The organism is Pelomonas sp. Root1237, from assembly GCF_001425055.1.
Lineage (GTDB): Bacteria > Pseudomonadota > Gammaproteobacteria > Burkholderiales > Burkholderiaceae_C > Pelomonas.
In genome coordinates, this window is sequence record NZ_LMDK01000016.1 from 131,440 (window position 1) to 155,233 (window position 23,794).

General features: G+C 68.0%; 19 protein-coding genes and 3 pseudogenes. 20 read left to right on the top strand and 2 right to left on the bottom strand.

Going from position 1 to position 23,794, the window contains the following annotated elements; all coding sequences use genetic code 11:
• Positions 1-19 precede the first annotated feature (19 nt).
• The 15 genes and pseudogenes from ASC91_RS13385 to ASC91_RS13445 form a co-directional block, all read left to right on the top strand.
• A pseudogene (locus ASC91_RS13385) lies at positions 20-768 on the top strand (xylose isomerase); the annotation flags it as partial.
• A gap of 1 nt (position 769) precedes the next feature.
• Positions 770-1,299, top strand: a pseudogene (locus ASC91_RS30300) (xylose isomerase); the annotation flags it as partial.
• 1 nt (position 1,300) lies between these two features.
• Positions 1,301-1,779, top strand: a pseudogene (locus tag ASC91_RS30305) (xylose isomerase); the annotation flags it as partial.
• A gap of 35 nt (positions 1,780-1,814) precedes the next feature.
• The gene (locus tag ASC91_RS13390) at positions 1,815-3,308 is read left to right on the top strand and encodes a GH1 family beta-glucosidase (protein ID WP_157281581.1); all 1,494 of its coding nucleotides are present in this window, start codon (positions 1,815-1,817) and stop codon (positions 3,306-3,308) included.
• Positions 3,305-4,747, top strand: a complete 1,443-nt coding sequence (locus ASC91_RS13395) for an MFS transporter (protein ID WP_056197486.1) — start codon at positions 3,305-3,307, stop codon at positions 4,745-4,747. The genes ASC91_RS13390 and ASC91_RS13395 overlap by 4 nt, the downstream gene beginning before the upstream one ends.
• Before the next feature lie 57 nt (positions 4,748-4,804).
• A complete protein-coding gene (locus tag ASC91_RS13400; RefSeq protein ID WP_082532668.1) occupies positions 4,805-5,569 on the top strand; it encodes an ABC transporter substrate-binding protein in 765 nt (254 codons plus the stop codon).
• Between the two features lie 97 nt (positions 5,570-5,666).
• Positions 5,667-7,229, top strand: a complete 1,563-nt coding sequence (locus tag ASC91_RS13405; protein WP_056197490.1) for a sugar ABC transporter ATP-binding protein — start codon at positions 5,667-5,669, stop codon at positions 7,227-7,229.
• Positions 7,226-8,209 carry an ABC transporter permease gene (locus ASC91_RS13410; protein ID WP_056197492.1) on the top strand — a complete coding sequence of 328 codons (984 nt, stop codon included), beginning with the start codon at positions 7,226-7,228 and terminating at the stop codon, positions 8,207-8,209. Before ASC91_RS13405 ends, ASC91_RS13410 begins: the two co-directional genes overlap by 4 nt.
• A 30-nt stretch (positions 8,210-8,239) precedes the next feature.
• Complete coding sequence (locus ASC91_RS13415) at positions 8,240-9,181, top strand: ABC transporter substrate-binding protein (protein ID WP_056197494.1); 942 nt, start codon at positions 8,240-8,242, stop codon at positions 9,179-9,181.
• Positions 9,182-9,212: 31 nt separating this feature from the next.
• On the top strand, positions 9,213-10,232 hold the full coding sequence (locus ASC91_RS13420) for an aldo/keto reductase (RefSeq protein ID WP_056199524.1): 1,020 nt from the start codon (positions 9,213-9,215) through the stop codon (positions 10,230-10,232).
• Complete coding sequence (locus ASC91_RS13425) at positions 10,232-11,080, top strand: amidohydrolase (RefSeq protein WP_056197495.1); 849 nt, start codon at positions 10,232-10,234, stop codon at positions 11,078-11,080. Before ASC91_RS13420 ends, ASC91_RS13425 begins: the two co-directional genes overlap by 1 nt.
• 4 nt (positions 11,081-11,084) lie before the next feature.
• Entirely contained in the window at positions 11,085-12,095 is a 1,011-nt protein-coding gene (locus ASC91_RS13430; RefSeq protein ID WP_056197497.1) for a zinc-binding alcohol dehydrogenase family protein, read from the top strand.
• A 157-nt stretch (positions 12,096-12,252) separates the two neighbouring features.
• Positions 12,253-13,383 carry a D-mannonate oxidoreductase gene (locus tag ASC91_RS13435; protein WP_056197499.1) on the top strand — a complete coding sequence of 377 codons (1,131 nt, stop codon included), beginning with the start codon at positions 12,253-12,255 and terminating at the stop codon, positions 13,381-13,383.
• Between the two features lie 14 nt (positions 13,384-13,397).
• Entirely contained in the window at positions 13,398-13,727 is a 330-nt protein-coding gene (locus tag ASC91_RS13440; RefSeq protein ID WP_056197501.1) for an L-rhamnose mutarotase, read from the top strand.
• Positions 13,717-15,252: a UxaA family hydrolase gene (locus tag ASC91_RS13445; RefSeq protein ID WP_056197503.1), complete on the top strand. Its 1,536-nt coding sequence runs from the start codon at positions 13,717-13,719 to the stop codon at positions 15,250-15,252. The genes ASC91_RS13440 and ASC91_RS13445 overlap by 11 nt, the downstream gene beginning before the upstream one ends.
• Before the next feature lie 22 nt (positions 15,253-15,274).
• On the opposite strand, the gene ASC91_RS13450 is transcribed toward ASC91_RS13445, so the two are convergent.
• A complete protein-coding gene (locus tag ASC91_RS13450) occupies positions 15,275-16,006 on the bottom strand; it encodes a FadR/GntR family transcriptional regulator (RefSeq protein ID WP_056197505.1) in 732 nt (243 codons plus the stop codon).
• A gap of 144 nt (positions 16,007-16,150) precedes the next feature.
• The gene (locus tag ASC91_RS13455) at positions 16,151-16,879 is read right to left on the bottom strand and encodes a FadR/GntR family transcriptional regulator (protein WP_056197507.1); all 729 of its coding nucleotides are present in this window, start codon (positions 16,877-16,879) and stop codon (positions 16,151-16,153) included.
• Positions 16,880-17,190: 311 nt separating this feature from the next.
• On the opposite strand from ASC91_RS13455, the gene ASC91_RS13460 reads away from it, so the two are divergent.
• From ASC91_RS13460 to ASC91_RS13475, 5 genes are all read left to right on the top strand, one after another.
• Positions 17,191-18,852, top strand: coding sequence for a DUF5597 domain-containing protein (locus ASC91_RS13460; protein WP_056197509.1), 1,662 nt, complete (start codon positions 17,191-17,193; stop codon positions 18,850-18,852).
• A complete protein-coding gene (locus ASC91_RS13465; protein WP_235531982.1) occupies positions 18,849-20,162 on the top strand; it encodes a GDSL-type esterase/lipase family protein in 1,314 nt (437 codons plus the stop codon). Before ASC91_RS13460 ends, ASC91_RS13465 begins: the two co-directional genes overlap by 4 nt.
• Positions 20,163-20,250: 88 nt before the next feature.
• Positions 20,251-21,813, top strand: a complete 1,563-nt coding sequence (locus tag ASC91_RS13470; protein ID WP_056197510.1) for a family 43 glycosylhydrolase — start codon at positions 20,251-20,253, stop codon at positions 21,811-21,813.
• A 71-nt stretch (positions 21,814-21,884) separates the two neighbouring features.
• Complete coding sequence (locus tag ASC91_RS29415) at positions 21,885-22,031, top strand: hypothetical protein (protein ID WP_157281587.1); 147 nt, start codon at positions 21,885-21,887, stop codon at positions 22,029-22,031.
• Between the two features lie 90 nt (positions 22,032-22,121).
• Positions 22,122-23,762, top strand: a complete 1,641-nt coding sequence (locus ASC91_RS13475) for an alpha-L-fucosidase (RefSeq protein WP_056197512.1) — start codon at positions 22,122-22,124, stop codon at positions 23,760-23,762.
• Positions 23,763-23,794: the final 32 nt, after the last annotated feature.

Consider the following 23,794-nt stretch of genomic DNA (forward strand, 5'->3'; position numbering starts at 1 on the left):
GGTGCCTGACCCCCGAGTTATGACGAGCTATTTCCACGCCATCGCCCCGATCCGYTTCGAGGGCGCCGACAGCCMSAATGACCTGGCCTTCAAGCACTACGACAAGGACCGCATCGTCCTGGGCCAGCGCATGGAGGAYCACCTGCGCTTTGCCGTGTGCTACTGGCACAACTTCGTCTGGACSGGCCTGGACCCGTTCGGCGGCGCCACCTTCGAGCGCCCCTGGTTCCAGGGCGGCWSSCCGATGGAGCTGGCCAAGCTCAAGGCCRACGCSGCCTTCGAGTTCTTYGMSAAGCTSGGCGCGCCCTACTACTGCTTCCATGACCGCGACGTCGCCCCGGAAGGCGCCACGCCGCGCGAGAGCCACGAGAACTTCCTGCGCATGGTCGACGTGCTCGGCGAGAAGCAGCAGGCCACGGGCTTGAAGCTSYTGTGGGGCACGGCCAACCTGTTCAGCCACCGCCGCTTCATGAGCGGTGCGGCCAGCAACCCCAACCCCGAGCTGTTCGCCATGGCCGCGCTGCAGGTGCGCGACGCGATGGACGCGACGCTGAAGCTCGGCGGCGAGAACTACGTGYTGTGGGGCGGCCGCGAGGGCTACGAGACGCTGCTGAAYACGCGCCTGGGCCARGAGCTGGACCAGCTCGGCCGCTTCCTGAACATGGTGGTKGAGTACAAGCACAAGATCGGCTTCAAGGGCGCCATCCTCATCGAGCCCAAGCCGCGCGAGCCGTCCAAGCACCAGTACGACTTCGATACCGCCACCGTNGAGTACAAGCACAAGATCGGCTTCAAGGGCGCCATCCTCATCGAGCCCAAGCCGCGCGAGCCGTCCAAGCACCAGTACGACTTCGATACCGCCACCGTSTACGGCTTCCTSGTCCGYTACGGCCTGGAGAAGGAAGTCAAGGTCAACATCGAGGCCAACCACGCCACGCTGTCGGGCCACAGCTTCGAGCATGAGATCGCCACGGCCGGGGCGCTGGGCATCCTGGGCAGCCTGGACATGAACCGCGGCGACCCGCAGCTGGGCTGGGACACCGACCAGTTCCCCAACAACGTGCCGGAGACGGCGATCGCGCTGTACCACGTCATCCAGGCCGGYGGGCTGGGCTCGGGCGGGTTGAACTTCGACGCCAAGGTGCGCCGCCAGTCCATCGATGCCGAGGACCTGTTCCACGGCCACATCGGCGGCATGGAYGTGTGCGCGCAGGCGCTGCTGATCGCCGAGAAGATGGTCAACGACGGCCGCCTGAAGGCCGCCGTGGACAGCCGCTACGCCGGCTGGGACGCGCCTGCNATCGAGGCCAACCACGCCACGCTGTCGGGCCACAGCTTCGAGCATGAGATCGCCACGGCAGGCGCCTTGGGCATCCTGGGCAGCCTGGACATGAACCGSGGTGATCCGCAGCTGGGCTGGGACACCGACCAGTTCCCCAACAACGTGCCGGAGACGGCCGTGGCGCTGTACCACGTCATCCAGGCCGGTGGGCTGGGCTCGGGCGGGTTGAACTTCGACGCCAAGGTGCGCCGCCAGTCCATCGATGCCGAGGACCTGTTCCACGGCCACATCGGCGGCATGGACGTGTGCGCGCAGGCGCTGCTGATCGCCGAGAAGATGGTCAACGACGGCCGCCTGAAGGCCGCCGTGGACAGCCGCTACGCCGGCTGGGACGCGCCTGCCTCGCCGACCAGGTGCTCGCCGCCAACACCGACGTGGCGCCCGTGTCCGGCCGCCAGGAAGTCTTCGAGAACCTGGTCAACCGCTTCTGCGGCTGACCGGCCTCGTTAAAACAACAGGCCGACGCCCTGCCATGACCCACGCTCTCCCATTGCTGCCCGACTTCGTTCCGGTCGCGCCCGCGACTGCCCGCCACACCGGAAGCGCCCCCTTCATCAAAGGTACCGCCGCGACACCCGGAAGTGCCTTGAGTAGCGAGGCGCGCAACAGCGCGATGCTGACCTACTCCAGCCCCTTCCCCGCCGACTTCGTCTTCGGTGTTGCCGCCGCCGCACCCCAGATCGAGGGCGCCGCCTTCACCGATGGCAAGGGCGAGTCCATCTGGGACCGCTTCTGCCGCACGCCCGGCAAGGTGCATGACGACGACACCCTGGACGTCGCCTGCGATCACTACAACCGCTTCGATGACGACTTCGCGCTGATGGCGTCGTTGGGCGTCAAGAACTACCGCCTGTCGCTGGCCTGGCCGCGCATCTATCCGAACGGCGACGGTGAGCTGAACCAGGCCGGCCTGGACTTCTATCACCACCTCTTCGCCAGCATGAAGAAGCACGGCATCGAGCCCTGGGTGACGCTCTTCCACTGGGACCTGCCGCAGGCGCTGGAAGACCGCGGCGGCTGGACGTCGCGCGTGACGGTCGACGCCTTCGGCCGCTACGCCGACACGGTCGTCAAGGCCTTCGCTGGTGAAGTGAAGCACTGGATCACGATGAACGAGATCCGCTGCTTCACGCAACTGGCCTACGGCTATGGCACCAAGGCACCGGGGCGCAAGGAGAGCGCGGCCGTCGTCAACCAGACCTTCCACCACGCGCTGCTGTGCCACGGCCACGGCGTGCGCGCGGTGCGCGAGTTCGGCGGCGCAGGCGCCGTGGTCGGCCTGACCGACAACTGCGATGTCTGCGTGCCCGTCACCGAGACGCCGGCCGACATCGCCGCGGCCAAGGCCTGGTTCCTGGAGAAGAACGCGCACGTGCTGGGCGCCATGCACGCCGGCCACTACCCGGCCGACTATCTGGCCCGCGTGGGCAGCGATGCCCCGCAGGTGCTGCCCGGTGACTTCGAGCTCATCAGCCTGCCCACCGACCACCTGGGCCTGAACATCTACACCGCCACGTACGTGCGCGCCGGCAAGGATGGCGCCGCCTGGGAGGCCGTGCCGCTGCCGGCCAACTACCCGCGCGCCGACAGCCTCTGGCTCAACCTGGTGCCCCAGGCCATCTATTGGGCCACCCGTTTCTGCCATGAGCTGTACGGCCACGCTTCGCTGTACATCACCGAGAACGGCTGCGGCTACAACGACGAGCCAGTCGTGAACGGCGAGGTGCTGGACCTGCACCGCCGCGACTTCCTGCGCAACCACCTGCGCGAGGCCCACCGCGCGATTGCCGACGGCGTGCCGCTGCACGGCTACTTCCTGTGGAGCTTCATCGACAACTACGAGTGGGAAGACGGCTACCAGCGGCGCTTTGGCATCGTGCACTGCGACTACGCCACGCAGGTGCGCACCCCGAAGCTGTCGGCGCGCTACTACGCCGAAGTCATGCGCGAGCGGTGCATCCTGTGAACGCGAGCACCCTTCACCTGGAGCGCGTCGTGCCGCCGGCGGCGGATCGCCTGCCGATGCGGCAGAAGATCGGCTTTGGCCTCGGGTCCATCCTGGACATGTGGGGCCACTGGCTCTATCCGTCGCTGGCCTACCAGGTCTTCAACATCTTCCTCGGCGTGGCCCCCGGCCTGATCTCGACGGTGCAGATGATCAAGATCTTCGTCGACGCCGGCTCGGACGCCGTCTTCGGCTGGCTGTCGGACAACACGCGCACGCGCTACGGGCGCCGCCGTCCCTTCATCCTGGTGGGCGGCGTGCTTGCCGGCATCGGCCTGCCACTGATGTTCGCTGTCGGCAAGGGGTGGACCCAATCCGAGTACTTCATCTTCATGCTGGTCAGCACGGTGATCTACGTGCCCATCATGAGCTGCTTCAACATGCCCTGGAGCAGCCTTGGTGCGGAGATGACGCCGGACTACCACGAGCGCACGATGGTGATGGCGATCCGCAACGCCATCCAGAAGGGGCCCGAGCTGGCGATGTTCTTCGCCGCCCAGTTCACGACGCTGGCCATCTTCAACCAGGCCAACGGCAAGCCCGACATCCTGCGCGGCGCGCAGACCTATTGCGCCATCCTCGGCGCCATCATGGTGGCTGCTTCCATCGCCATCTTCCTGCTGGTGCGCGAGCGCTACTACGAGAAGCTGGTGTCGCGCACACAGACCCACATCCCGTTTGCCGACACGCTGTGGCGCACGCTGCGCTGCAGGCCCTTCCGCCATGTGCTGGGCATGATGCTGGCCTACGGCACCGGCACGGCCATGGTGGGCACGCTCGGCTACTACGCGACGGTCTACTACGTCTGCGGCGGCAACGTCGTGGAGGGCGCGAAGTGGAACACGGCCATGGGCCTGTCGGGCATGGCCTTCGGCTTCGCGGGCATCCCCTTCTTCGCGTGGATCGCGCGCCGCCAGGGCAAGCGGGTCGGCCTGGCGGCAGTGCTGTTCCTGGCCATCTGCGCCTTCATCGGCGACTGGTGGCTGTACGACCCGGCGCGGCCTTATCTGCAGCTGCTGGCCTGTGGCTTCGTGGCTTTCACAGGTGCAGGGTTCTGGACGCTGTACAACGCCACGCTGGGCGACGTGGTGGACTACGACGAGATGCAGACCGGCCAGCGCCGCGAGGGCTCGTTCTCGGCCTGCCAGTCGTGGATCTCCAAGGTCGGCATCGCGCTGGGCACGGGCGCCTCGGGCTGGATCCTGCAGTTCACCGGCTTTGACGCCAAGCTGGAGGCCCTGCAGACGCCGCACGCCATCTTCATGATGCGCATCCTGCTGTCCACCATCCCCGTCATCGGCCTGGTGCTGGCGCTGGTGTCGCTGCTGCGCTTCGAGCTGACCGAGAAGCGCATGGCCGAGATCCGCGTGCAGCTGGAAGCCACGCGGGGGCAGGTATGACAGCCACCGGAGCGCGTTGATTTCGCCACCCAGGTCGACGCAAAGCACTCCAAAGCGATGATGCAGGAATACAAGAAGAGCCCACGCCCTTCCTGGGCTCGATGGCATCTGCTCGCCCTGACCTTGACCTTGCTCGCGTGGGTGTGCCCATGTCCCGCTGAACCGGCGGTCTTGCGCATCGTGGCGCCGACCAGCCAGTCGATGCCGATGCTCAGGATGGCTGAGCAGCGACCCGTCGCGGGTTTGCTCAAGGACCTGGGCGAGGTGTTCGCCCGGCAACTTGGGCTGAGCCCAGTTTTCCTGCCGCTCCCGAGCAAACGCGCGGCCCTGGCCGTGGAGTCTGGTGCCGCCGATCTGCTGTGCTACGCCAAGCCGGAATGGCTGGAGGCCGATGTGCTCTGGACGCAGCTTTTCCTGTCGGGCACGGGCATCATCGCGGCCGGTCCGGACTCGCCCGCCGTGTCGCAGTTGCAGGATCTGCGCGACGAACCACTTGGCACCGTGCTGGGCTACCGCTACCCGGCAATCGATCAGGTGCTGGCGCGGCCGATCGCCCGAGAGGACGTCGCCGACGCAGAGACGAATCTGCGTCGTCTGGCCCTGGGCAGAGTCCGCTACGCCGTGACGGACCGCGCCGCGTTGGCGCACTACGTCAAGAGCCATCCGACGTCAAACCTGCGCGAAGTGCTCGAGGTCGAGCCCTACCGGCTGGGCTGCGCGCTGTCACCGGCCAAGGCCGACCTCCTTCAGCCTCTGAACCGCGTCATCGATCGCATGCGCGTCGACGGCACGTTGGAGAAGCTGTTGAATCGCTACCGCTGATCGGCAATCCGGCCCGGGTATTCACTGGTCTTACCAAATTTTCCATATGGCAAAGTGGCATGACCAATATTTTGACTATTAAGGAAACCTTGTCGCGATGACCTCGCTCCAGGCCGAGTCCTCCACTTCATCGTTGCTGAGCATGCGCGGCGTCTGCAAGCGTTTCGATAGCGTCACCGCGTTGTCGGGCGTCGAGCTGGACGTTCGTCGCGGCGAGGTCCACGCGATCTGCGGCGAGAACGGCGCCGGCAAGTCGACGCTGATGAAGATCCTGAGCGGCGTCTACACACCCGACGAAGGCGAGATCCGCATCGACGGCCAGCCCGTCCGCGTCGGCGGCCTGCATCACGCGCAGGAACTCGGCATCGTCATGATTCACCAGGAGCTGAACCTGGTGCCCCACCTGACCGTGGCCGAGAACATCTGGCTGGGTCGCGAGCCGCGGCGCGGCTGGTTTGTGGACAGGGCTCAGCAGCGCAAAGGCGCGCTCGCCTGCCTGCAGCGGCTGGGCATGGACATCGACCCGGATACCGAGGTTTCGGCCCTGTCGATCGCGCAGCAGCAAATGGTCGAGATCGCCAAGGCCCTGTCGATGGATGCGCGGCTGCTGATCATGGACGAACCCACGTCATCGCTCGGCGAGGCGGACGCTTCCCGCCTGCTGGCGGTGGTGCAGGAACTCAAGCGCTCCGGCGTGGGCATCGTCTACATCTCGCACCGGCTCGACGAACTGGACCACATCGTCGACCGCGTCACCGTGCTGCGCGACGGCCACTACATCACCACCCGGCACTGGGCCGAGACGTCGATCGACGAGATCGTCAGCCTGATGGTGGGCCGCGAGCTGAACCAGCAGTTCCCGCCGGCCACGCGCCAACCTTCCACCGAAGTGCTGCTGCGGGTGCGCGGCCTGCGGCGCGAGGGTGTCTTCGGGCCGCTGGATTTCGAGCTGCGGCGCGGCGAGATCCTCGGCTTGGCCGGCCTGGTCGGCGCCGGCCGCACCGAGGTCGCACGGGCCATCTTCGGTGCCGATGCTGTCGATGGCGGTGAGATCGAACTGGATGGCCAACGCCTGCAGATCCGCTCGCCGCGCGATGCCATCGCTGCCGGCATCGCCTACGTCTCCGAAGACCGCAAGGCCCACGGCCTGGCGGTGAAGATGAGCGTGGCCCACAACATCACGCTGGCCAACCTGGGCGCGCTGGCCAGCGGCCTGGGCTTCATCGACGCGGCGCGCGAGCGCAGCACGGCCGAGCGCTTCATCAGCCAGCTCGGCATCCGCACGCCGTCGCCGGACCAGATCGCCCGGCTGCTGTCGGGCGGCAATCAGCAAAAGGTGGTGATTGCCAAATGGCTGTTCCGTGAAGCGCGCGTGATCCTGTTCGATGAACCCACCCGAGGCATCGACGTGGGCGCCAAGTACGCCATCTACGAGCTGATGGACCGGCTCGCGGCCGAAGGCGTGGGCGTCGTGCTGATCAGCTCCGAGCTGCCGGAGATCCTGGGCTTGAGCGACCGCGTGGCGGTGTTCCGCCAGGGCCAGCTCGCCACGCTGCTGAACACCCGCACGTGCAGCCAGCACGACATCATGCACCATGCCTCCGTCGGCTCATCCGAGCCGGCCAAGCCCTCCATGGCATCCCTCGAACCGACGACATGAACGACCGCCAGAAAGACCTGATCCAAAAATTTGCCGCGCTGGCGGGCCTGCTCATCCTGGTGCTGGTGTTCTCGCTGACGAGCAACGCCTTCTTCTCGGTCGGCAACGCGATGACGGTGTCGCTGCAGGTGAGCACCATCGTCTACCTGGGCATCGGTGCGACCCTGGTCATCCTGACCGGCGGCATCGACCTGTCGGTGGGCTCGGTGCTGGCGCTATCGGGCGTGGTGGCGGGCATGCTGGTCAAGAACGGCATGCCGGTGCCGCCGGCCATGGCCATCGGCGTCGTCGTCGGCGCGCTGTGCGGTGCCATCAACGGCCTGTGTGTGACCCGCCTGCGCCTGCCGCCTTTCATCGCCACGCTGGGCATGATGCTGGTGGCGCGCGGCGTTGCGCTGCAGCTCACCGACGCGCGGGCCATCTCCGGTCTGGGCGAAGCCTTTGGCGAACTGGGCAACGGCGCGCTGTGGCGCATCGAGAAGATCGACGAGCAGGGCTTCCCCGATATCGTCTTCCCCGGCATCCCCTATCCGGTGCTGCTGATGGTCGTGCTGGCCATCGTCGCCGGCATCCTGCTGCGGCGCACGACGCTGGGGCGGCATCTGCACGCTGTCGGCTCCAACGGCGAGGCAGCGCGGCTGTCGGGTGTCAACGTCGGGCGCGTCGCTATGTTTGCTTACATCGCCTCGGGCGCGCTGGCGGGCCTGTGCGGCTGCGTGCTGATGTCCCGCCTCGTCACCGCGCAGCCCAACGAGGGCGTGATGTACGAGCTCGATGCGATCGCGGCAGCCGTCATCGGCGGCACCTCGCTGCTGGGCGGTGTCGGCACCATCTCCGGCACGCTCATCGGCGCCTTCGTCATCGGCATCCTGCGCAACGGGTTGAACATGAACGGCGTCTCGTCTTTCACACAACAGATCATCATCGGTCTGGTCATCCTCGTCACCGTCTGGATCGACCAACTCCGCAACCGGCGCTGAAGACCGGTTCCATTCCTCAGGAGACATCCCATGCCCCGTCCTTTGATTCACGCGCTCGTGAGCGCCTGCCTGGCCCTGCTCGGCACCGCATCCCAAGCCGGCGAAATCGCCGTCATCGTCAAGACCACGAACTCGACCTATTGGCAGAACGTCAACAAGGGCGCCGAGACCGCCATCAAGGAGATCGCCGGCCACACGCTGACCTTCTCCGGCCCGGCCAGCGAATCAGCCATCGCCGACCAGGTCAACCTCGTCGAGAACGCCATCAACCGCAAGGTAGCCGGCATCGTGCTCGGCCCGTCGGACCCCGACGCGCTGGTGCCGGTCATCAAGAAGGCCTGGGAAGCGCGCATCCCCGTCGTGTTGATCGACTCGCACGTGTCCGAGGCCGGCAAGCCCTACTACCAGTCCTTTCTGACGACGGACAACCGCGCCGCCGGTGAGCTCTGCGCCAAACAGCTGATCGACAAGATCGGCACCACCGGCAAGGTGGCCGTCATGTCCTTCGTTGCCGGGGCCGGCTCCGAGGTCGGGCGCGTCGGCGCCTTCACAAGCTACCTGAAGGCCAACTCCAAGCTCGAGATCGTCGGGCCCTTCTATTCGCAGTCGCAGATGGCCACCGCGATGAACCAGACCACCGACGTACTGGCCGCCCACCGCGACCTCAAGGCGATCTTCGGCGCCAACGAGCCCACCGCCGTCGGCATGGGCCGCGCGCTGGTGCAGAGCGGCCGCGCGGGCAAGCTGGTCGCCATCGGCTTCGACGGCAACCAGGACCTGCAGAAGTTCGTCCAGGACGGCACGCTCACGGGCATCGCGGTGCAAAGCTCCTTCCAGATGGGCTACCTGGGCGTCAAGACCATCTCCGACGTATTGCAGAAGAAGCCCGTGCCCAAGTTCCGCGACACCGGCGTCGTGTGGGTCAACAAGGCCAACCTGCAGTCGCCCGAGGCCAAGGCCGTCCTGTACTGAAGTGGACCCGCGACGAACTTCAATGCCGCGCTTGAACCACCTTCCCAGCCGCCCTCTCACCGGCGCCGGCCTGCAGCTGACGACGCTGGGCCTGGGCGCCGCGGCCCTGGCCGGCCTTTACGAGGCCGTGGATGACGCCACGGCCATCGCGACGCTGCAGGCCGCCTGGGGCGCCGGCGTGCGCTATTTCGACACGGCCCCTTTCTACGGCTACACGCGCAGTGAACGCCGCGTCGGCGAGTTCCTGTCGCGGCAGCCGCGGGACAGCTTCGTGCTGTCCACCAAGGTTGGGCGCCTCATGCATTCCGACCCGAAAGTGGCGGCCGGCAGCGACGGCTGGGCCAATCCCCTGCCCTTCCGCCCGGTGTATGACTACAGCTACAGCGGCGTGATGCGCTCCTTCGAGGACAGCCTGCAGCGACTGGGACTGGCGCGCATCGACATGCTGCTCGTCCACGACATCGGCCGCTTGACCCACGGCGACCAGCACGACCTTCATTGGCACGCGCTGACCACCGGTGGTTTCCGGGCACTGGAGGAACTGCGCAGCCAGGGCGTCGTGCGGGCCATCGGCCTGGGCGTGAACGAATGGGAAGTGGCGCAGGACGCCATCGCCGCCGCACCGCTGGACTGCGTGCTGCTGGCCGGCCGCTACACGCTGCTGGAACAGGGCAGCCTGGGCTTCCTGGACCAATGCGCAACTGCAGGCGTGCGCGTCGTCATTGGCGGCCCCTTCAATTCGGGGCTGCTGGCCGGACAGGCCAAGTACAACTATGGCGGCGTGCCGCCGCAGGTGATGCGCCAGGCGCAGGCCCTGGACGGAACCTGCGCCGAGTTCGGCGTGCCGCTGCAGGCCGCGGCGCTGCAGTTTCCGCTGGCGCATCCGGCCGTGGTCAGCGTGCTGGCGGGCATGCGCTCGCCTGAACAGGTCGCAGCCAACGCCGCCTGGCTGGAGCGCGCCATCCCGCGCGAGCTCTGGCATCGGTTGCGCGGCCGTGGCCTCATTGCCGGCAATGCGCCCCTGCCCGAGCGCGGGCCCCAGGACGACTGATGAAGGTCGACTCACATCAGCACTTCTGGCGCCTGGCCGATCGCGAGGGCCAATGGCCGCCCGCCTCGCTGCAGGCCATCTACCGCGACTTCGGCCCCGAGGATCTCGCACCCCACCTGCAGGCCACCGGCATTGACGCCACCGTGCTCGTGCAGTCCTTGCCGAGCATCGACGACACCCGTTGGATGTTGGCACTTGCCGAGCGCACGCCCTGGGTGCGCGGGGTCGTCGGCTGGGTGGACTTCAAGGCCGCCGATGCGGCAGCGCAGATCGACGCGCTGGCCCACCACCCGCTGCTCAAGGGCCTGCGCCCCATGCTGCAGGACCTGCCCGAAGACAACTGGATCGACGACCCGGCCTGCAGCCCGGCCGCCGAGGCCATGCAGCGCCACGGCTTGGTGTTCGACGCGCTGGTGCTGCCGCGCCAGTTGCCGGCGCTGTGCCGTTTCGCCGCACGCCACCCGCGGTTGAACCTCGTCATCGACCACGCCGCCAAACCCCTGATCGCGCGCGGCGAGCTCGAGCCCTGGCGCAACGACATCGCCGCATTGGCCGCCCTCCCCCAGGTGCACTGCAAGCTCTCGGGCCTGCTGACCGAGGCCGGTGAACGCCGCGATGCGGCAGCCCTGAGCCCTTACGCCCAGGCGCTCTGGACGCTGTTCGGTCCGCGCCGCCTGCTGTGGGGCAGCGACTGGCCCGTGCTGCGTCTGGCTGCCGACTACGCCGACTGGTGGCAGCTCGCCCACCAGTTGGCCCGCCAATTCCACCCGGTTCCCCAACCTGACGACCTGCAGGCGCTTTTCGGGGGCAACGCCGCTCGCCTCTACCGCCTCGCCTCCACCACCTAGAACCATGTTGACTGTTTCCTGCGAATCCCCCGGCGTTCTCGTCGCTCACCAACGCCCTCGCCCCGAGCGCGGCCCCGCGGAGGTGTTGCTGCGCGTGAAGCGCGTGGGCGTGTGTGGCACCGACCTGCACATCTTCACCGGCCACCAGCCCTACCTCAGCTACCCGCGCGTCATGGGGCACGAGCTCTCGGGCATCGTGGAGGACGCCGACGCCGACAGCGGCCTGAAGCCGGGCGACGCGGTCTACGTGATGCCCTACCTGTCCTGCGGCCACTGCATCGCCTGCCGCCAGGGCAAGACCAACTGCTGCGTTCGCATCCAGGTGCTGGGCGTGCATCGCGACGGCGCCTTTGCCGAATATGTCAGCGTGCCGCAGCGCTTCGTCGGCAAGGCCGATGGCATCACGCTGGACCAGGCCGCGATGGTGGAGTTCCTGGCCATCGGCGCACACGCGGTCCGCCGCGGCGAGGTTGCGGCCGGCCAGCGCGTGCTGGTGGTGGGCGCAGGCCCCATCGGCATCGGTGCAATGCTGTTCGCCCGCCTGCGTGGCGCCATCGTCACCGCCCTCGACAGCCGCCAGGACCGCCTCGATTTCGCACTGCGCCATGCCGGCGCCACTGCGGCCGTGGCCCTGGGTGAAGGCGACGAGGCGCAACTGTCGCGGCTCACCGAGGGTGAGTTCTTCGACGTGGTGTTCGACGCCACCGGCAACCCAGGCGCCATGGAGCGCGGCTTTCGCTTCATCGCCCATGGCGGGCGCTATGTGCTGGTGTCCATCGTGCAGGGCGAAATCCGCTTCTCCGACCCGGAGTTCCACAAGCGCGAGGCGACGCTGCTCAGCAGCCGCAACGCCACGACGGAAGACTTCGAGACCGTCATGAAGGCGATGCGCGAGGGTCTGGTGCCCGACGTGGCGCTGGCCACGCACCGGCTGACGCTGGCCGATGTACCCGCCGGCTTTCCGCGCCTGCTGGACCCTGCCGAGGGCGTCATCAAAGCCATCGTCGAATGCTGAGCATGAAGCCCCTCGTCCAAGGAGTACCTTGGCCGGTCCCCCGAGGGGGCGGCGATGCTTGCCGGTTCGACCGGCAAGCACATCGCCCTGGCGGGCCGGCTTGGGAGCGGCCCGGCGCTCGGCCCGCGATGCCTGAATTCGAAACCGCTCGGCACCCATGAACCCAGGCCAGCCCATCCTGCAGTTCGGCACCAGCCGCTTCCTGCAGGCACATGTCGACCTTTTCGTCAGCGAAGCCACCGAGCGCGGCGAGGCGCTGGGCGGCATCACGGTGGTGCAGAGCACCGGCAACCCGGCAAGCACGATGCGCACCCAGGCCATGGCCCGTGCCGAAGGCTTCGACGTCATCGTGCGCGGCCTGGCGCAGGGCCAGCCCGTGGAAGAGCGCAGAACCTGCCGCTCCGTGCGCGAAGCCTTCCATGCCGCGACGGACTGGCCCGCCGTGCGCGGGCGCATGCGGGGGCCTGTGCAGGTGATCGTTTCCAACACCGGCGACGGTGGCTGGGTGCTGGACGCTGCTGACGCCGCCGCCCTGCTGTCCGACGACGCCGCAGCGCCCTCATCCTTCCCCGCCAAGCTGCTCGTGCTGCTGCACGACCGCTGGCAGGCGCAGCCCGACGCCGAGCTGACGCTGCTGCCCTGCGAGCTGGTATCGCGCAACGGCGATGCGCTGCGCGACCTCGTCGTGGCGCTGGCTCGCCAATGGCAGTGCAAGCCGGCCTTCGTCGACTGGCTGCAGGCCCGGCCGGTGTGGGCCAATTCGCTGGTGGACCGCATCGTGTCCGAGGCGCTGGAGCCGGTCGGCGCCGTGGCCGAGCCCTATGCGCTGTGGGCCGTCGAGGCGCAGCCGCGGCTGCAGCTGCCTTGTCGGCATCCCGACGTCGTCCTCACCGACGATCTCGCGCGCTTCGAACGGCTCAAGCTCTTCTTGCTCAATCTTGGCCACACACTGCTCGCTGAGCAATGGCAGAAGGGCCGCCTTGCAGCCGACATGACCGTGCTGCAGGCCATGCAGGACCCGGCGCTGCGCGAGCCGCTCGAAGCCGCCTGGCAGCAGGAGGTGCTGCCGGTGTTCGACGCGCTGGGCCAGGGCGATCAGGCGCGGGACTACCTGGTTGCCCTGCGCGAACGGCTGTTGAACCCCTTCCTGGCCCATCGGCTGGCCGACATCGCGCAGAACCATGAACAGAAAAAATCACGGCGCCTGCGTCCAGTGGTTGAATTAGCACGGCTGCATGTGCCCGGCCTGGTGCAGCCCCGGCTGAACGCCGCGCTGGCCGCGCAATGAACAAGGAACACGCAATGCAACGCATGGGCATGGTGATCGGCATCGAGCCGGACCGTATCGCCGAATACAAGCGCCTGCACGCGGCCGTCTGGCCCGCGGTGCTGGCGCGCCTGGCCGCCTCCAACATCCGCAACTACAGCATCTTCCTGCGCGAGCCGGAGAACCTGCTGTTCGGCTGCTGGGAATACCACGGCAGCGACTACGAGGCCGACATGGCGGCCATCGCCGCCGACGCCGAAACCCGCCGCTGGTGGACCTTCTGCAGCCCCTGCCAGCGTCCGCTGGAAAGCCGCGCGCCTGGCGAGCACTGGGCAGCCATGGAGTGCGTCTTCCATGTCGACTGACGAAGCGCCGCCGCTGATCCTGCTGCACGCCAGCGACAACGTCGCCGTGGCGCGCGTGGCGCTGGCGGAAAACGCAGAAATCGCCGCGCCGGGTGGTGCTGCCTTGCGTGTTCGCGCTGCCATCGACGCGGGCCACAAGATTGCATTGCGCGCCATCGCGCCCGGTGAGGTGGTACTGAAGTACGGCCAGCCCATCGGCGTGGCCAGCACCGCCATCCAGGCCGGCGACCATGTGCACGTGCACAACGTCGACATGGCCAAGGAAGCGCCACCCCAGGCGGCCAGCCGCTCGCCCGCAGCGCCACTGGCCGCTGGCGAGGCGGCCAGTTTCGAGGGATTCGTGCGAAATGACGGCCGTGTCGGCACGCGCAACTACATCGGCGTGCTTTCCAGCGTGAACTGCTCGGCGACCGTCTGCAAGGCCATCGCCCAGGCTTTCAGTGGCGAGGCGCTGGCTGCCTTCCCTGGCGTGGACGGCGTGGTCGCCATCACGCACGGCAGCGGCTGCGGCATGAGCGCCGAAGGCGAAGGCCTGGAGCTGCTGCGCCGCACGCTGCGCGGCTACGCGACCCACCCGAACTTTGCCGGCGTGGTGCTGATCGGCCTGGGCTGCGAAGTGAATCAGGTCGACCCGCTGGTGCAGGGCCTGCCTGCCGCAGCGCGTGAACGCATCCATGTGCTGACGATCCAGCAGGCCGGCGGTACCCGCGAAGCCGTCGAGCAAGGCAAGCAGCTGGTCCGCGAACTGGCCGCGCAAGCCAGCACGGCGCGACGCAGCACGGTCGCGCTGTCCCATCTCGTCATCGGCCTGCAATGTGGTGGCTCGGACGGCTATTCCGGCATCAGCGCCAACCCGGCACTGGGCGCCGCGGTGGACCTGCTGGTGCGCCACGGCGGCACGGCCATCCTGTCGGAGACGCCGGAGATCTACGGCGCCGAACACCTGCTCACCGCGCGCGCCGCATCACCTGAAGTGGCCGAGCGGCTGCTGGCCCGCATCCGGTGGTGGGAGACGTATGCCGCCCTGCACGGCGCGCAGCTGAACAACAACCCGTCGCCCGGCAACAAGGCGGGTGGCATCACCACCATCCTCGAGAAGTCGCTGGGCGCCGTGGCCAAGGGCGGCAGCAGCACGCTCAATGACGTGGTCGAGTACGCGCAGCCCGTTCAGGCGCACGGCCTGGTGTTCATGGACACGCCGGGCTACGACCCCGTGTCAGCCACGGGCCAGGTGGCCGGTGGCGCCAACCTGATCTGCTTCACAACGGGGCGTGGCTCGACCTATGGCTGCAAGCCCACGCCTTCGCTGAAGCTCGCCACCAACAGCCGCCTGTTCGAGCGCATGCCCCTGGACATGGACTTCAATGCCGGCGGCATCGTCGAGGGCTCGCAAACGGTGGCTGAGGCGGGCGAGGCGCTGTTCCGGCTGATCGTGGAGACGGCGTCGGGCCGTCTCACGCTGAGCGAGCAGCATGGCCTGGGTGACAACGAGTTCGTGCCCTGGCAGCTGGGCGCCGTCATGTGAGGCGCGTGGCGCCAGCGCCGCGCTAGACGGCGATGGCGCGCCGCACAGCCGATTCGGACGGTTCGCCGATCCAGCGACCGTGCGAGGCCAGCAGATGGCTGCACATGGCCGCCGCTGCGGCCTGTGGGTTGCGCGCCTCCAGCGCATGCAGGACGGCTTCGTGCTCAGCCATCGCCGCCTGCCAGGTGTGGGTTGACTCGACACGCCCGCTCATGCGCGAGGAGATCGGGCTGTGGCGGCCGTCGAACAGCGTTCCCACCATGCCGACAAGCACCGAATTGCCGCACATCTCGGCAATGCTGAGGTGAAAGCGCCGGTCCGCCTCGACAGGCTTGCGGTCATGGGCGTGATCTTCGCGCATCGCTTCCAACGCGTCCTCGATGCGCCTCAGCCCGGCCTTGGTGACCCGGGCCGCGGCCAGCGTGATGACCGCACTTTCGAGCACGACGCGCGCCTGCATGAGCTCGGCGGGGCTCTCGCCCAACGCGGGTGTCGCCACATTGCCGCGCTCGGTGGCGGCGCAGAGGTACACGCCCGAGCCGCCGCGGATCTCGACGCGGCCGTCAATCTCCAGCGCGATCAGCGCCTCGCGCAACGATGGCCGAGACACACCCAGCTGCAGCGCCAGCTCACGCTCCGCCGGCAGGCGTGATCCGTCGGCGATGCCTTCGGTCTCGATCAACGCTCGAATCCGGTCCGCGACCAGCTGATATTGGCGGCGGGCGTCGCCGCCGCCGCGAGGTTGACTGGCCATGGCTCACTTGAATCAAAAAATTGGACTGACCAAATGCTATCGCGCGCCACGCGAAAGATTCGGCTTCGCAAGGAAAACCCTGGCGAAATCGCTCAAGGATCTGACCGTTTGAGGCGCCATGCCGGCGCGAGGCTGGTCGTTGCCTCAGTCGGCGGCAGCCGCCCCGGCCGGCGGATCGGACGGTTCGCCGATCCATCGGCCGTGCGACGCCAGCAGGTGGCTGCCCATCGCGGCAGCCGCAGCCTGCGGGTTGCGCGCCTCCAGCGCATGGAGGATGGCCTGGTGCTCCGCCAGCGCCACGTGCCAGGCATGCGTTGGCTCGAAGCGCCCGCTCATGCGCGAGGAGATCGGGCTGTGGCGGCCATCGAACAGCGTTCCCACCATGCCGACAAGCACCGAATTGCCGCACATCTCGGCAATGCCCAAGTGAAAACGCCGGTCGGCCTCGACCGGCTTGCGCCCAAAGGCATGGTCTTCACGCATCGCCTGCAAGGCCTCCTCGATACGCTGCAATCCAGCCGGCGTGACCCGGGCTGCCGCCAGCGTGACGACCGCGCTTTCGAGCACGACCCGCGCCTGCATGAGTTCGCCGGGGCTGTCTCCCAGGGCCGACGTTGCCACATCGCCCTGGTCCTGGCCGGCACAGACATACACGCCCGAGCCGCCGCGGATCTCGACGCGGCCGTCGATCTCCAGCGCAATGAGTGCCTCGCGCAACGACGGCCGTGACACGCCGAGCTGCAAGGCGAGGTCACGCTCCGCCGGCAGCCGCGACCCGGCCTCTCGGCCTTCCGTCTCGATCAAGGCTCGAATGCGGTCCGCGACCAACTGGTACTGGCGGCGCGTGTCGCTACCGCGAGGGTGTTGAGCCATGTTTCCCTGGATGTGGCAATTGGACTGACCACATGCTAACGCCCCAAATTGCGAAACTCGCGGCCACGTCACGAAAATCCCACTGAATAGCCCCTTTGTGCAGGATCAATTAGGGTATTCACTGGTCTTACCAAAAAGTCGAAATGGCAAAGTGGCAATACCAAAGTGGTTTGACCGAACGCCGCAGGCCATCGGCCTGAAAGCGCGAACTGCCTTCGCTTCAGGCCGCCGCGACACCCTCCAGGTTCGCTGCACCTATTGATCCCTCTGTCGGCCGGCGCGCAAGTGCTGGCCGGCCCATTCCCGCCGCCATGCCGAATCTTCTTTCGCGCCGTCTCGCCCAAGTGGCGCTGGCGGTTGCCCTGCCCCTCGCCGCCACGGCCACCCTCGCGGCCGACATGCCCCGCCTCGCCCAGCGCGACGGCCGTCACGCGCTGATCGTTGACGGCGCGCCATTCACCATCCTGGGTGCCCAGGTCCACAACTCCAGCAACTACCCAGAGGCGCTGAAGAAGGTCTGGCCCGCCATTGCCTACATCCACGCCAACACCGTGGAGGTGCCGGTGGCCTGGGAGCAGATCGAACCCGTCGAAGGCCGCTTCGACTTCTCCTTCGTCGACACCCTCGTCAAGCAGGCGCGCGAGAACAAGGTGCGCGTGGTGCTGCTGTGGTTCGGCACCTGGAAGAACACCAGCCCGCAGTACACGCCCGCCTGGGTCAAGTTCGACAACCGGCGCTTCCCGCGCATGGTCGAGCCGGACGGCAAGAACAGCTACTGCCTCTCGCCCCTCGGCGAAGAAACACTCAAGGCCGACAGACGAGCCTTCACGGCGCTGATGGCCCACCTGAAGAAGATCGACGAGAACGAGCGCACCGTGCTGATGGTGCAGGTGGAAAACGAGGTCGGCACCTTCGGCCTGGTGCGCGACTTCGGCAAGACAGCACAGGCCGCTTTCGAAGCCGACGTGCCAGCCGCCGTGCTGGCGCGCAAGAAGGCGCCGGTGCCGGGTGCGGCCAAGGGCAACTGGCGCGCCGTCTACGGCGACTATGCCGACGAGTACTTCCACGCCTGGGCCAAGGCCCGCTACATCGGCGAGATCGCCAAGGCCGGCCGCGCCGTCTACGACCTGCCGATGTATGTCAACAACGCGCTGCGCGACCCGCTGGAGCAGCCGCCCAAGCCCTGGAACAAGAACTTCGCCAGCGGCGGCCCGACCTACGACGTCATCGACATCTACAAGGCCGCCGCGCCCGCCATCGACATCGTCGGCCCCGATATCTACAACCCCGAGTCGGCCAAGCTCAACGCCAATCTGGCCAAGTTCAAGCGTCCCGACAACGCCTTGTTCGTGCCCGAGATCGGCAATGCCGAGCTCTATGCCCGCTACCTCTATCAGATCCTGGGCAGCGGCTCCATCGGCGTCTCGCCCTTCGGCATCGACTACTTCGATTACGCCAACTACCCGCTCGGCGCCAAGACCAACGACAAGGCCACGCTGGAGCCTTTCGCCAAGATCTTCGCCGCCTTCCGGCCGATGCAGCGCCAGTGGGCGCAATGGGCCTTCGAGGGCCACACGCACGGCGTGTCCGAGCCCGACGACCATGCCGACCAGTTCGTCACGATGAAGGGCTGGAAGGCCCACGTCACCTTCGGCCAGTGGCAGTTCGGCGAGCGTGAATGGCCGGGCAACCAGAAGGAGGCGCCGGCGCATGCCGCCAAGCTCGTCGGTGGCGTGTCCATCGCGCAGATCGGCGACGACGAATTCCTGCTCGTGGGCCAGCAGGCGCGCGTGCGCATCGACGACGTCGAAGGCAGCGGCCGCACGCTGATCGAGTACGCCGAGGAAGGCCACTTCGACACCAGCGGCAAGTGGGTGATGGAGCGCCGCTGGAACGGCGACCAGGTCGACTGGGGCCTGAACTTCGTCGCGAACCCGCGCGTGCTGAAGGTCAAGATGGGGCGCTACAAGTGAGCGGCGTTCGCACGTCATTCCTCGGCGCGCTGCTCACCACGGCGGCCCTGGGCGCCCTGGCGCAGGCAGCGCCCGACATCACCCTCCTGCCGGCGCCATCGGCCGCCTGGCGCACCGTCGTCGGCCACTGGGAGAACCAGGTCGAGCTGGCAGGCGACGGCGTCGTCGTCCCGGCGCCGACCGCCGACTACGCACGAGCCAGCACGCTGGCCGCCAGCGCACTCACGACCGGCGGCAAACGCGAGGCCGTGCTGCTGGACTGGAAGGATCTCTGGCAGGCCACGCTGCGCATCGAAAGCCGCGAGCCGCTGGACCTGCGCCCCTACCTGGGCGGCACGCTGGAGTTCGACCTCGATGTGGCCGAACTCGCCAAGGGCGGTGTGCGTGCCAAGCTCAGTTGCGGCGACGGCTGCGAGCGCGGCGTCAACCTCATCGAGCCGGCGCGCAGCTGGGCCGGCAAGGGCTGGCAGCACGTCTCCCTGGCCATGAGCTGCTTCACGCGCGAAGGCGCCGACTTCTCCAAGGTCAGGCTGCCATTCGCCATCGACGCGACCGGCACGGGCCGCGTCAGCGTCGCCAACGTGCGCATCACGCGCACGGCCAAGGCCGGGCTGGCCTGCCCCGACTACCGCACCGAGTCCGTCACGCCGGCCATGCTCAACGAGTCCTGGGCCGTCGATTGGTGGCAGCCGCGCCACGAGCAAAAGCTGCAGGAGAAGGCCCGGCTGATCGCCGCCGGCACGCCGCCCGAAGTCGTCTTCATCGGCGACTCCATCACCCAGGGTTGGGAGAAGGACGGCAGCGAGGTCTGGCAGCGCCACTACGCGCCGCTGCACGCACTGGCCCTGGGCTTCGGCGGCGACCGCACCGAGAACGCGCTGTGGCGGCTGCAGCACGGCGAGGTCGACGGCATCGCACCCAAGGTGGCCGTGCTGATGATCGGCACCAACAACACCGGCCACCGCGCCGAGGCGCCGGAGCGGACGGCCGCCGGCATCAAGCGCCTGCTCGACGAGCTGCGCCAGCGCCTGCCCAGGACCCAGGTGCTGCTGCTGGCCATCTTCCCGCGCGGCGACAAACCCGACGACTTCCTGCGTGGCATCAACCAGCGCGTCAACAAGCTCCTCGAAGGTCTGGCCGACGGCCGCAGCGTTCACTTCCTGGATATCAATGCCGCGCTGCTCAATACCGACGGCACGCTTGGCAAGGACGTCATGCCCGACCTGCTGCATCCCAACGCCAAGGGCTACGACATCTGGCAGCGGTCCATGGCGCCGACGCTGCAGAAGCTGCTGAGGTCGACGCCATGACGCTGGCGGCCACCGCTGCCGAGCCGACCCGGATGCCGGGCGGCCTGCCGTGCCGCGCGTGGGCGCACGACCATTTCGTGTCCAAGGCATGAACACGCCGGCCACGCTGCCCCTGGTTCCGCGGCATCCAGCCGTGGTGGCAGCCCTCGGCAGCGCAGGCACGACCCGCCCTACCCAGTCCTGGGGCCGCGGCATCGACGGCCAGCGGCTGGCGGACCTGGGCGACGGAAGCTTTCGCAACCCCGTCGTGGCCGGCGATCATCCCAACCCCGCCATCCTGAAGGACGGCCCCGACTACTACATGACCTTCTCGTCGCGGCAGTCCTGTCCGGGTGCCGTGGTCTGGCATTCGCGCGACCTGGTGAACTGGGTGCCCATCGCCGCGGCGCTGAACCAGCCGCTCGGCACGGGCTCGCCGACGGATCTTGTCCGGCACAACGGCCGCTACTTCCTCTACCTCCCCTTGCTACGGCCTCAGGGGGTCGGCATCCACGTCATGCACGCCGACAGCATCCGCGGGCCCTGGAGCGATCCCGTCGACCTGGAGCTGCAGGGATGCCTGGACCCAGCCCATGTCGTGGGCGAGGACGGCAGGCGCCATCTCTTCGTCAACGGCGACCGGCGCGTCGGCCTCACGGACGACGGGCTGGCCACCGTCGGCGGGCTTGTCCATGCCCAGACGGCCCGCAGCGCCGCACCGGCCGCGATCGCCGGCGCCAAGCTGCTGCGCCGGGGCGACTTCTTCTACCGCGTCCAGGCCCAGGGCGCCAACGCGCTTGACGGCCATGTGGTCAAGGTGGCGCGAGCGCCTTCCATCGCCGGGCCCTGGCAGGACGGCCCGTTCAGCCTGATCGATAGCGCAGCGGACGGGCCGTGGCGCACCAGCGGCCCTGCCAGCCTGGTGGAAGGCCAGGCAGGCGACTGGTGGATGCTGTGCCACGGCCACGAAAGCGGCTACCGTACCCTCGGGCGGCAGGTGCTGCTGGCGCCGATCGAATGGACGCGTGACGGCTGGCCGCGCAGCAATGGCGACCCGCTCGACCGGGCCCAGCGCAAGCCGCGCGGTGGATCGGTGCTGGCAGCGGGTCTCTCGCTCAGCGACGACTTCACGCATGACCGCCTCGGCCTGCAGTGGACCTTCCAGGACGCAACGCCCGAGGACCTGCAGCGCGCCCGCTATGACGGCACCGGTCTGACGCTGCGGGGCAAGGGCACGGGGTTGTCCGACTGCTCACCGCTGACCTGCCTCGCGGGCGATCGCAGCTACACCGCCGAGATCGAATTCGAGCTTGAAGGTGCGGCCCAGGGTGGGCTGGCTCTCTTCCATGACGCGCGCGGCTTCGTCGGCGTGGGCATCGGCGACGGCCAGATGCACACCTACAGCTATGGCCAGCGCCACGGCTGGATGCGGCAGGCCGTGCAAGGGCAGCATCACCGCCTGCGCGTGACGAACCGCCGCCACCTCCTGACCTTCGAGCACGCGATCGGCGACGGTCCCTGGACCTGCAACCCGTGGCTCACGGAGGTTTCAGCCCTGCACCAGACCGCCGTCAGCAGCCTTGCAAGCCTGCGGCCGGCGCTGTTCGCCGCCGGCGATGGCGAGGTGCGCCTGCGCCACTTCAGCTACAACGGCATCGGGCCCGAGCCCTGAGATCCCTCCCAAAGCCCGAGCGCGACGGAGACATTCGCGCCGAGCATTTCCGCCAGAGAAAAGGTTGATCCATGAAGTCCAAGTTATTGAAGGGCCTGTGCCTGTGGTCAGCGCTGCCAGCGCTGGCTCACGCCCAGGGCTGCGGCAGCGGCATGGCTGACACCGGTGCGCCGCGCCTGCCTGACCTGATCAAGGCCCTCGTCGACGCTACAAGGTAAACGTCCCCACCGGCAACCACAGGGCCGGCATCGCAAAACGGGCATGGCGTGCTTCGGCGCGCCATGCCCATCTCCACATCTGACACCGCCATGTCCGCACATCTCCCGACCCGCCGCTCCTTCCTTCAGGCCGCCACCGCTGCCGCTGGCGCCACCGGCCTGCCCGCGGCGCAGGCTGCGCCCGCCCCGTTCAAGCCCACCTGGGACTCCCTCGTCGAGGGCTACCGCACACCGGACTGGTTCCGCGACGCAAAGTTCGGCATCTGGGCGCACTGGAGCGCTCAGTGCGTGCCCGAGATGGGCGACTGGTACGCCCGCCAGATGTACACCCAGGGCAACTGGCAGTACGACCACCACGTGCGCACCTATGGCCACCCGACCAAGGTCGGATTCATGGAGATGCAGAACCGCTGGAAGGCCGAGGCCTGGGAGCCCGAGGCCCTGATGGACCTCTACGCCAAGGCCGGCGCCAAGTATTTCGTCGCGCTGGCCAACCATCACGACAACTTCGACGCCTACGATTCCAAGTACCACGGCTGGAACTCAGTGCGCGTCGGCCCCAAGCGCGACCTCGTCGGCGAATGGGCCAAGGTGGCGCGTGCCAAGGGCCTGCGCTTTGGCGTCAGCAACCATTCGGCGCATGCCTGGCACTGGCTGCAGACGGCCTACGGCTACGACCCCGAAGGCCCGCTGGCCGGCCAGCGCTACGACGCCTACCGCTTGACCAAGGCTGACGGCAAGGGCACCTGGTGGGAAGGCCTGGATCCGCAAGACCTCTACACCGGCCGCAACATGGTCATGCCCGACGGCATCAACACCATCCGCACGGCCAACGAGTGGCATGAGCAGAACGACCGCGTCTGGGACGAGAAGGCGCCGCCGCACAACCCGGCGTTCACCCGCCAGTGGTTCCTGCGCTGCCGCGACCTCATCGACAGCTACCGACCCGACCTCGTCTATTTCGACAACTCCGGCCTGCCCCTGGGCCAGGCCGGGCTGGACATCACGGCGCACTACTACAACGCCAGCATGGCCTGGCACGGCGGCAAGCTGGAGGCCGTTGTCAATGCCAAGGTGCTGCCGCCCGAGCGCCGTGCCGGTGTCGTCGAGGACGTCGAGCGCGGCCAGCGCGAAGGCATCGAGCCGCTGCCCTGGCAGACCGACACCTGCATCGGCGACTGGCACTACAACCGTGGCGTGTTCAACAACCACAGCTACAAGTCGGCCGCCAGCGTGATCCACAGCCTGTGCGACATCGTCTCCAAGAACGGCAACCTGCTGCTGTCCATCCCCGTGCGCGGTGACGGCAGCATCGATGCCGACGAGCGCCGCTTCCTCGAGCAGATGGCCGAGTGGATGGGCCGCAATGGCGAGGCCATCCACGGCACACGGCCCTGGCGCAGCTTCGGCGAAGGCCCGACCCGCGTGGGCGGCGGCATGTTCAGCGAAGGCAAGGCGCACTTCGGCGCCGAGGACATCCGCTTCACGACCAAGGGCGGCGCCCTCTACGCCATCGCACTGGGCTGGCCCAAAGGCGGCCTGCTGCGCATCCAGGCGCTGGCGCAGGACTCGGCGCTGGCGCCCGATGCCATCGAGCGCGTCGAGGTGCTGGGCTCGACGGACAGCCTGGCCTTCACGCGCAGCCGCAAGGGCTTGGAGGTGAAGCTGCCCGAGGGCCTCGCCGGCACGCCGGCCGTGGCGCTGAAGATCCGCGGCGCTGGCCTGGCTTGAAGCTGAACCTGGTCATCGCGGCGGTGCCGCGG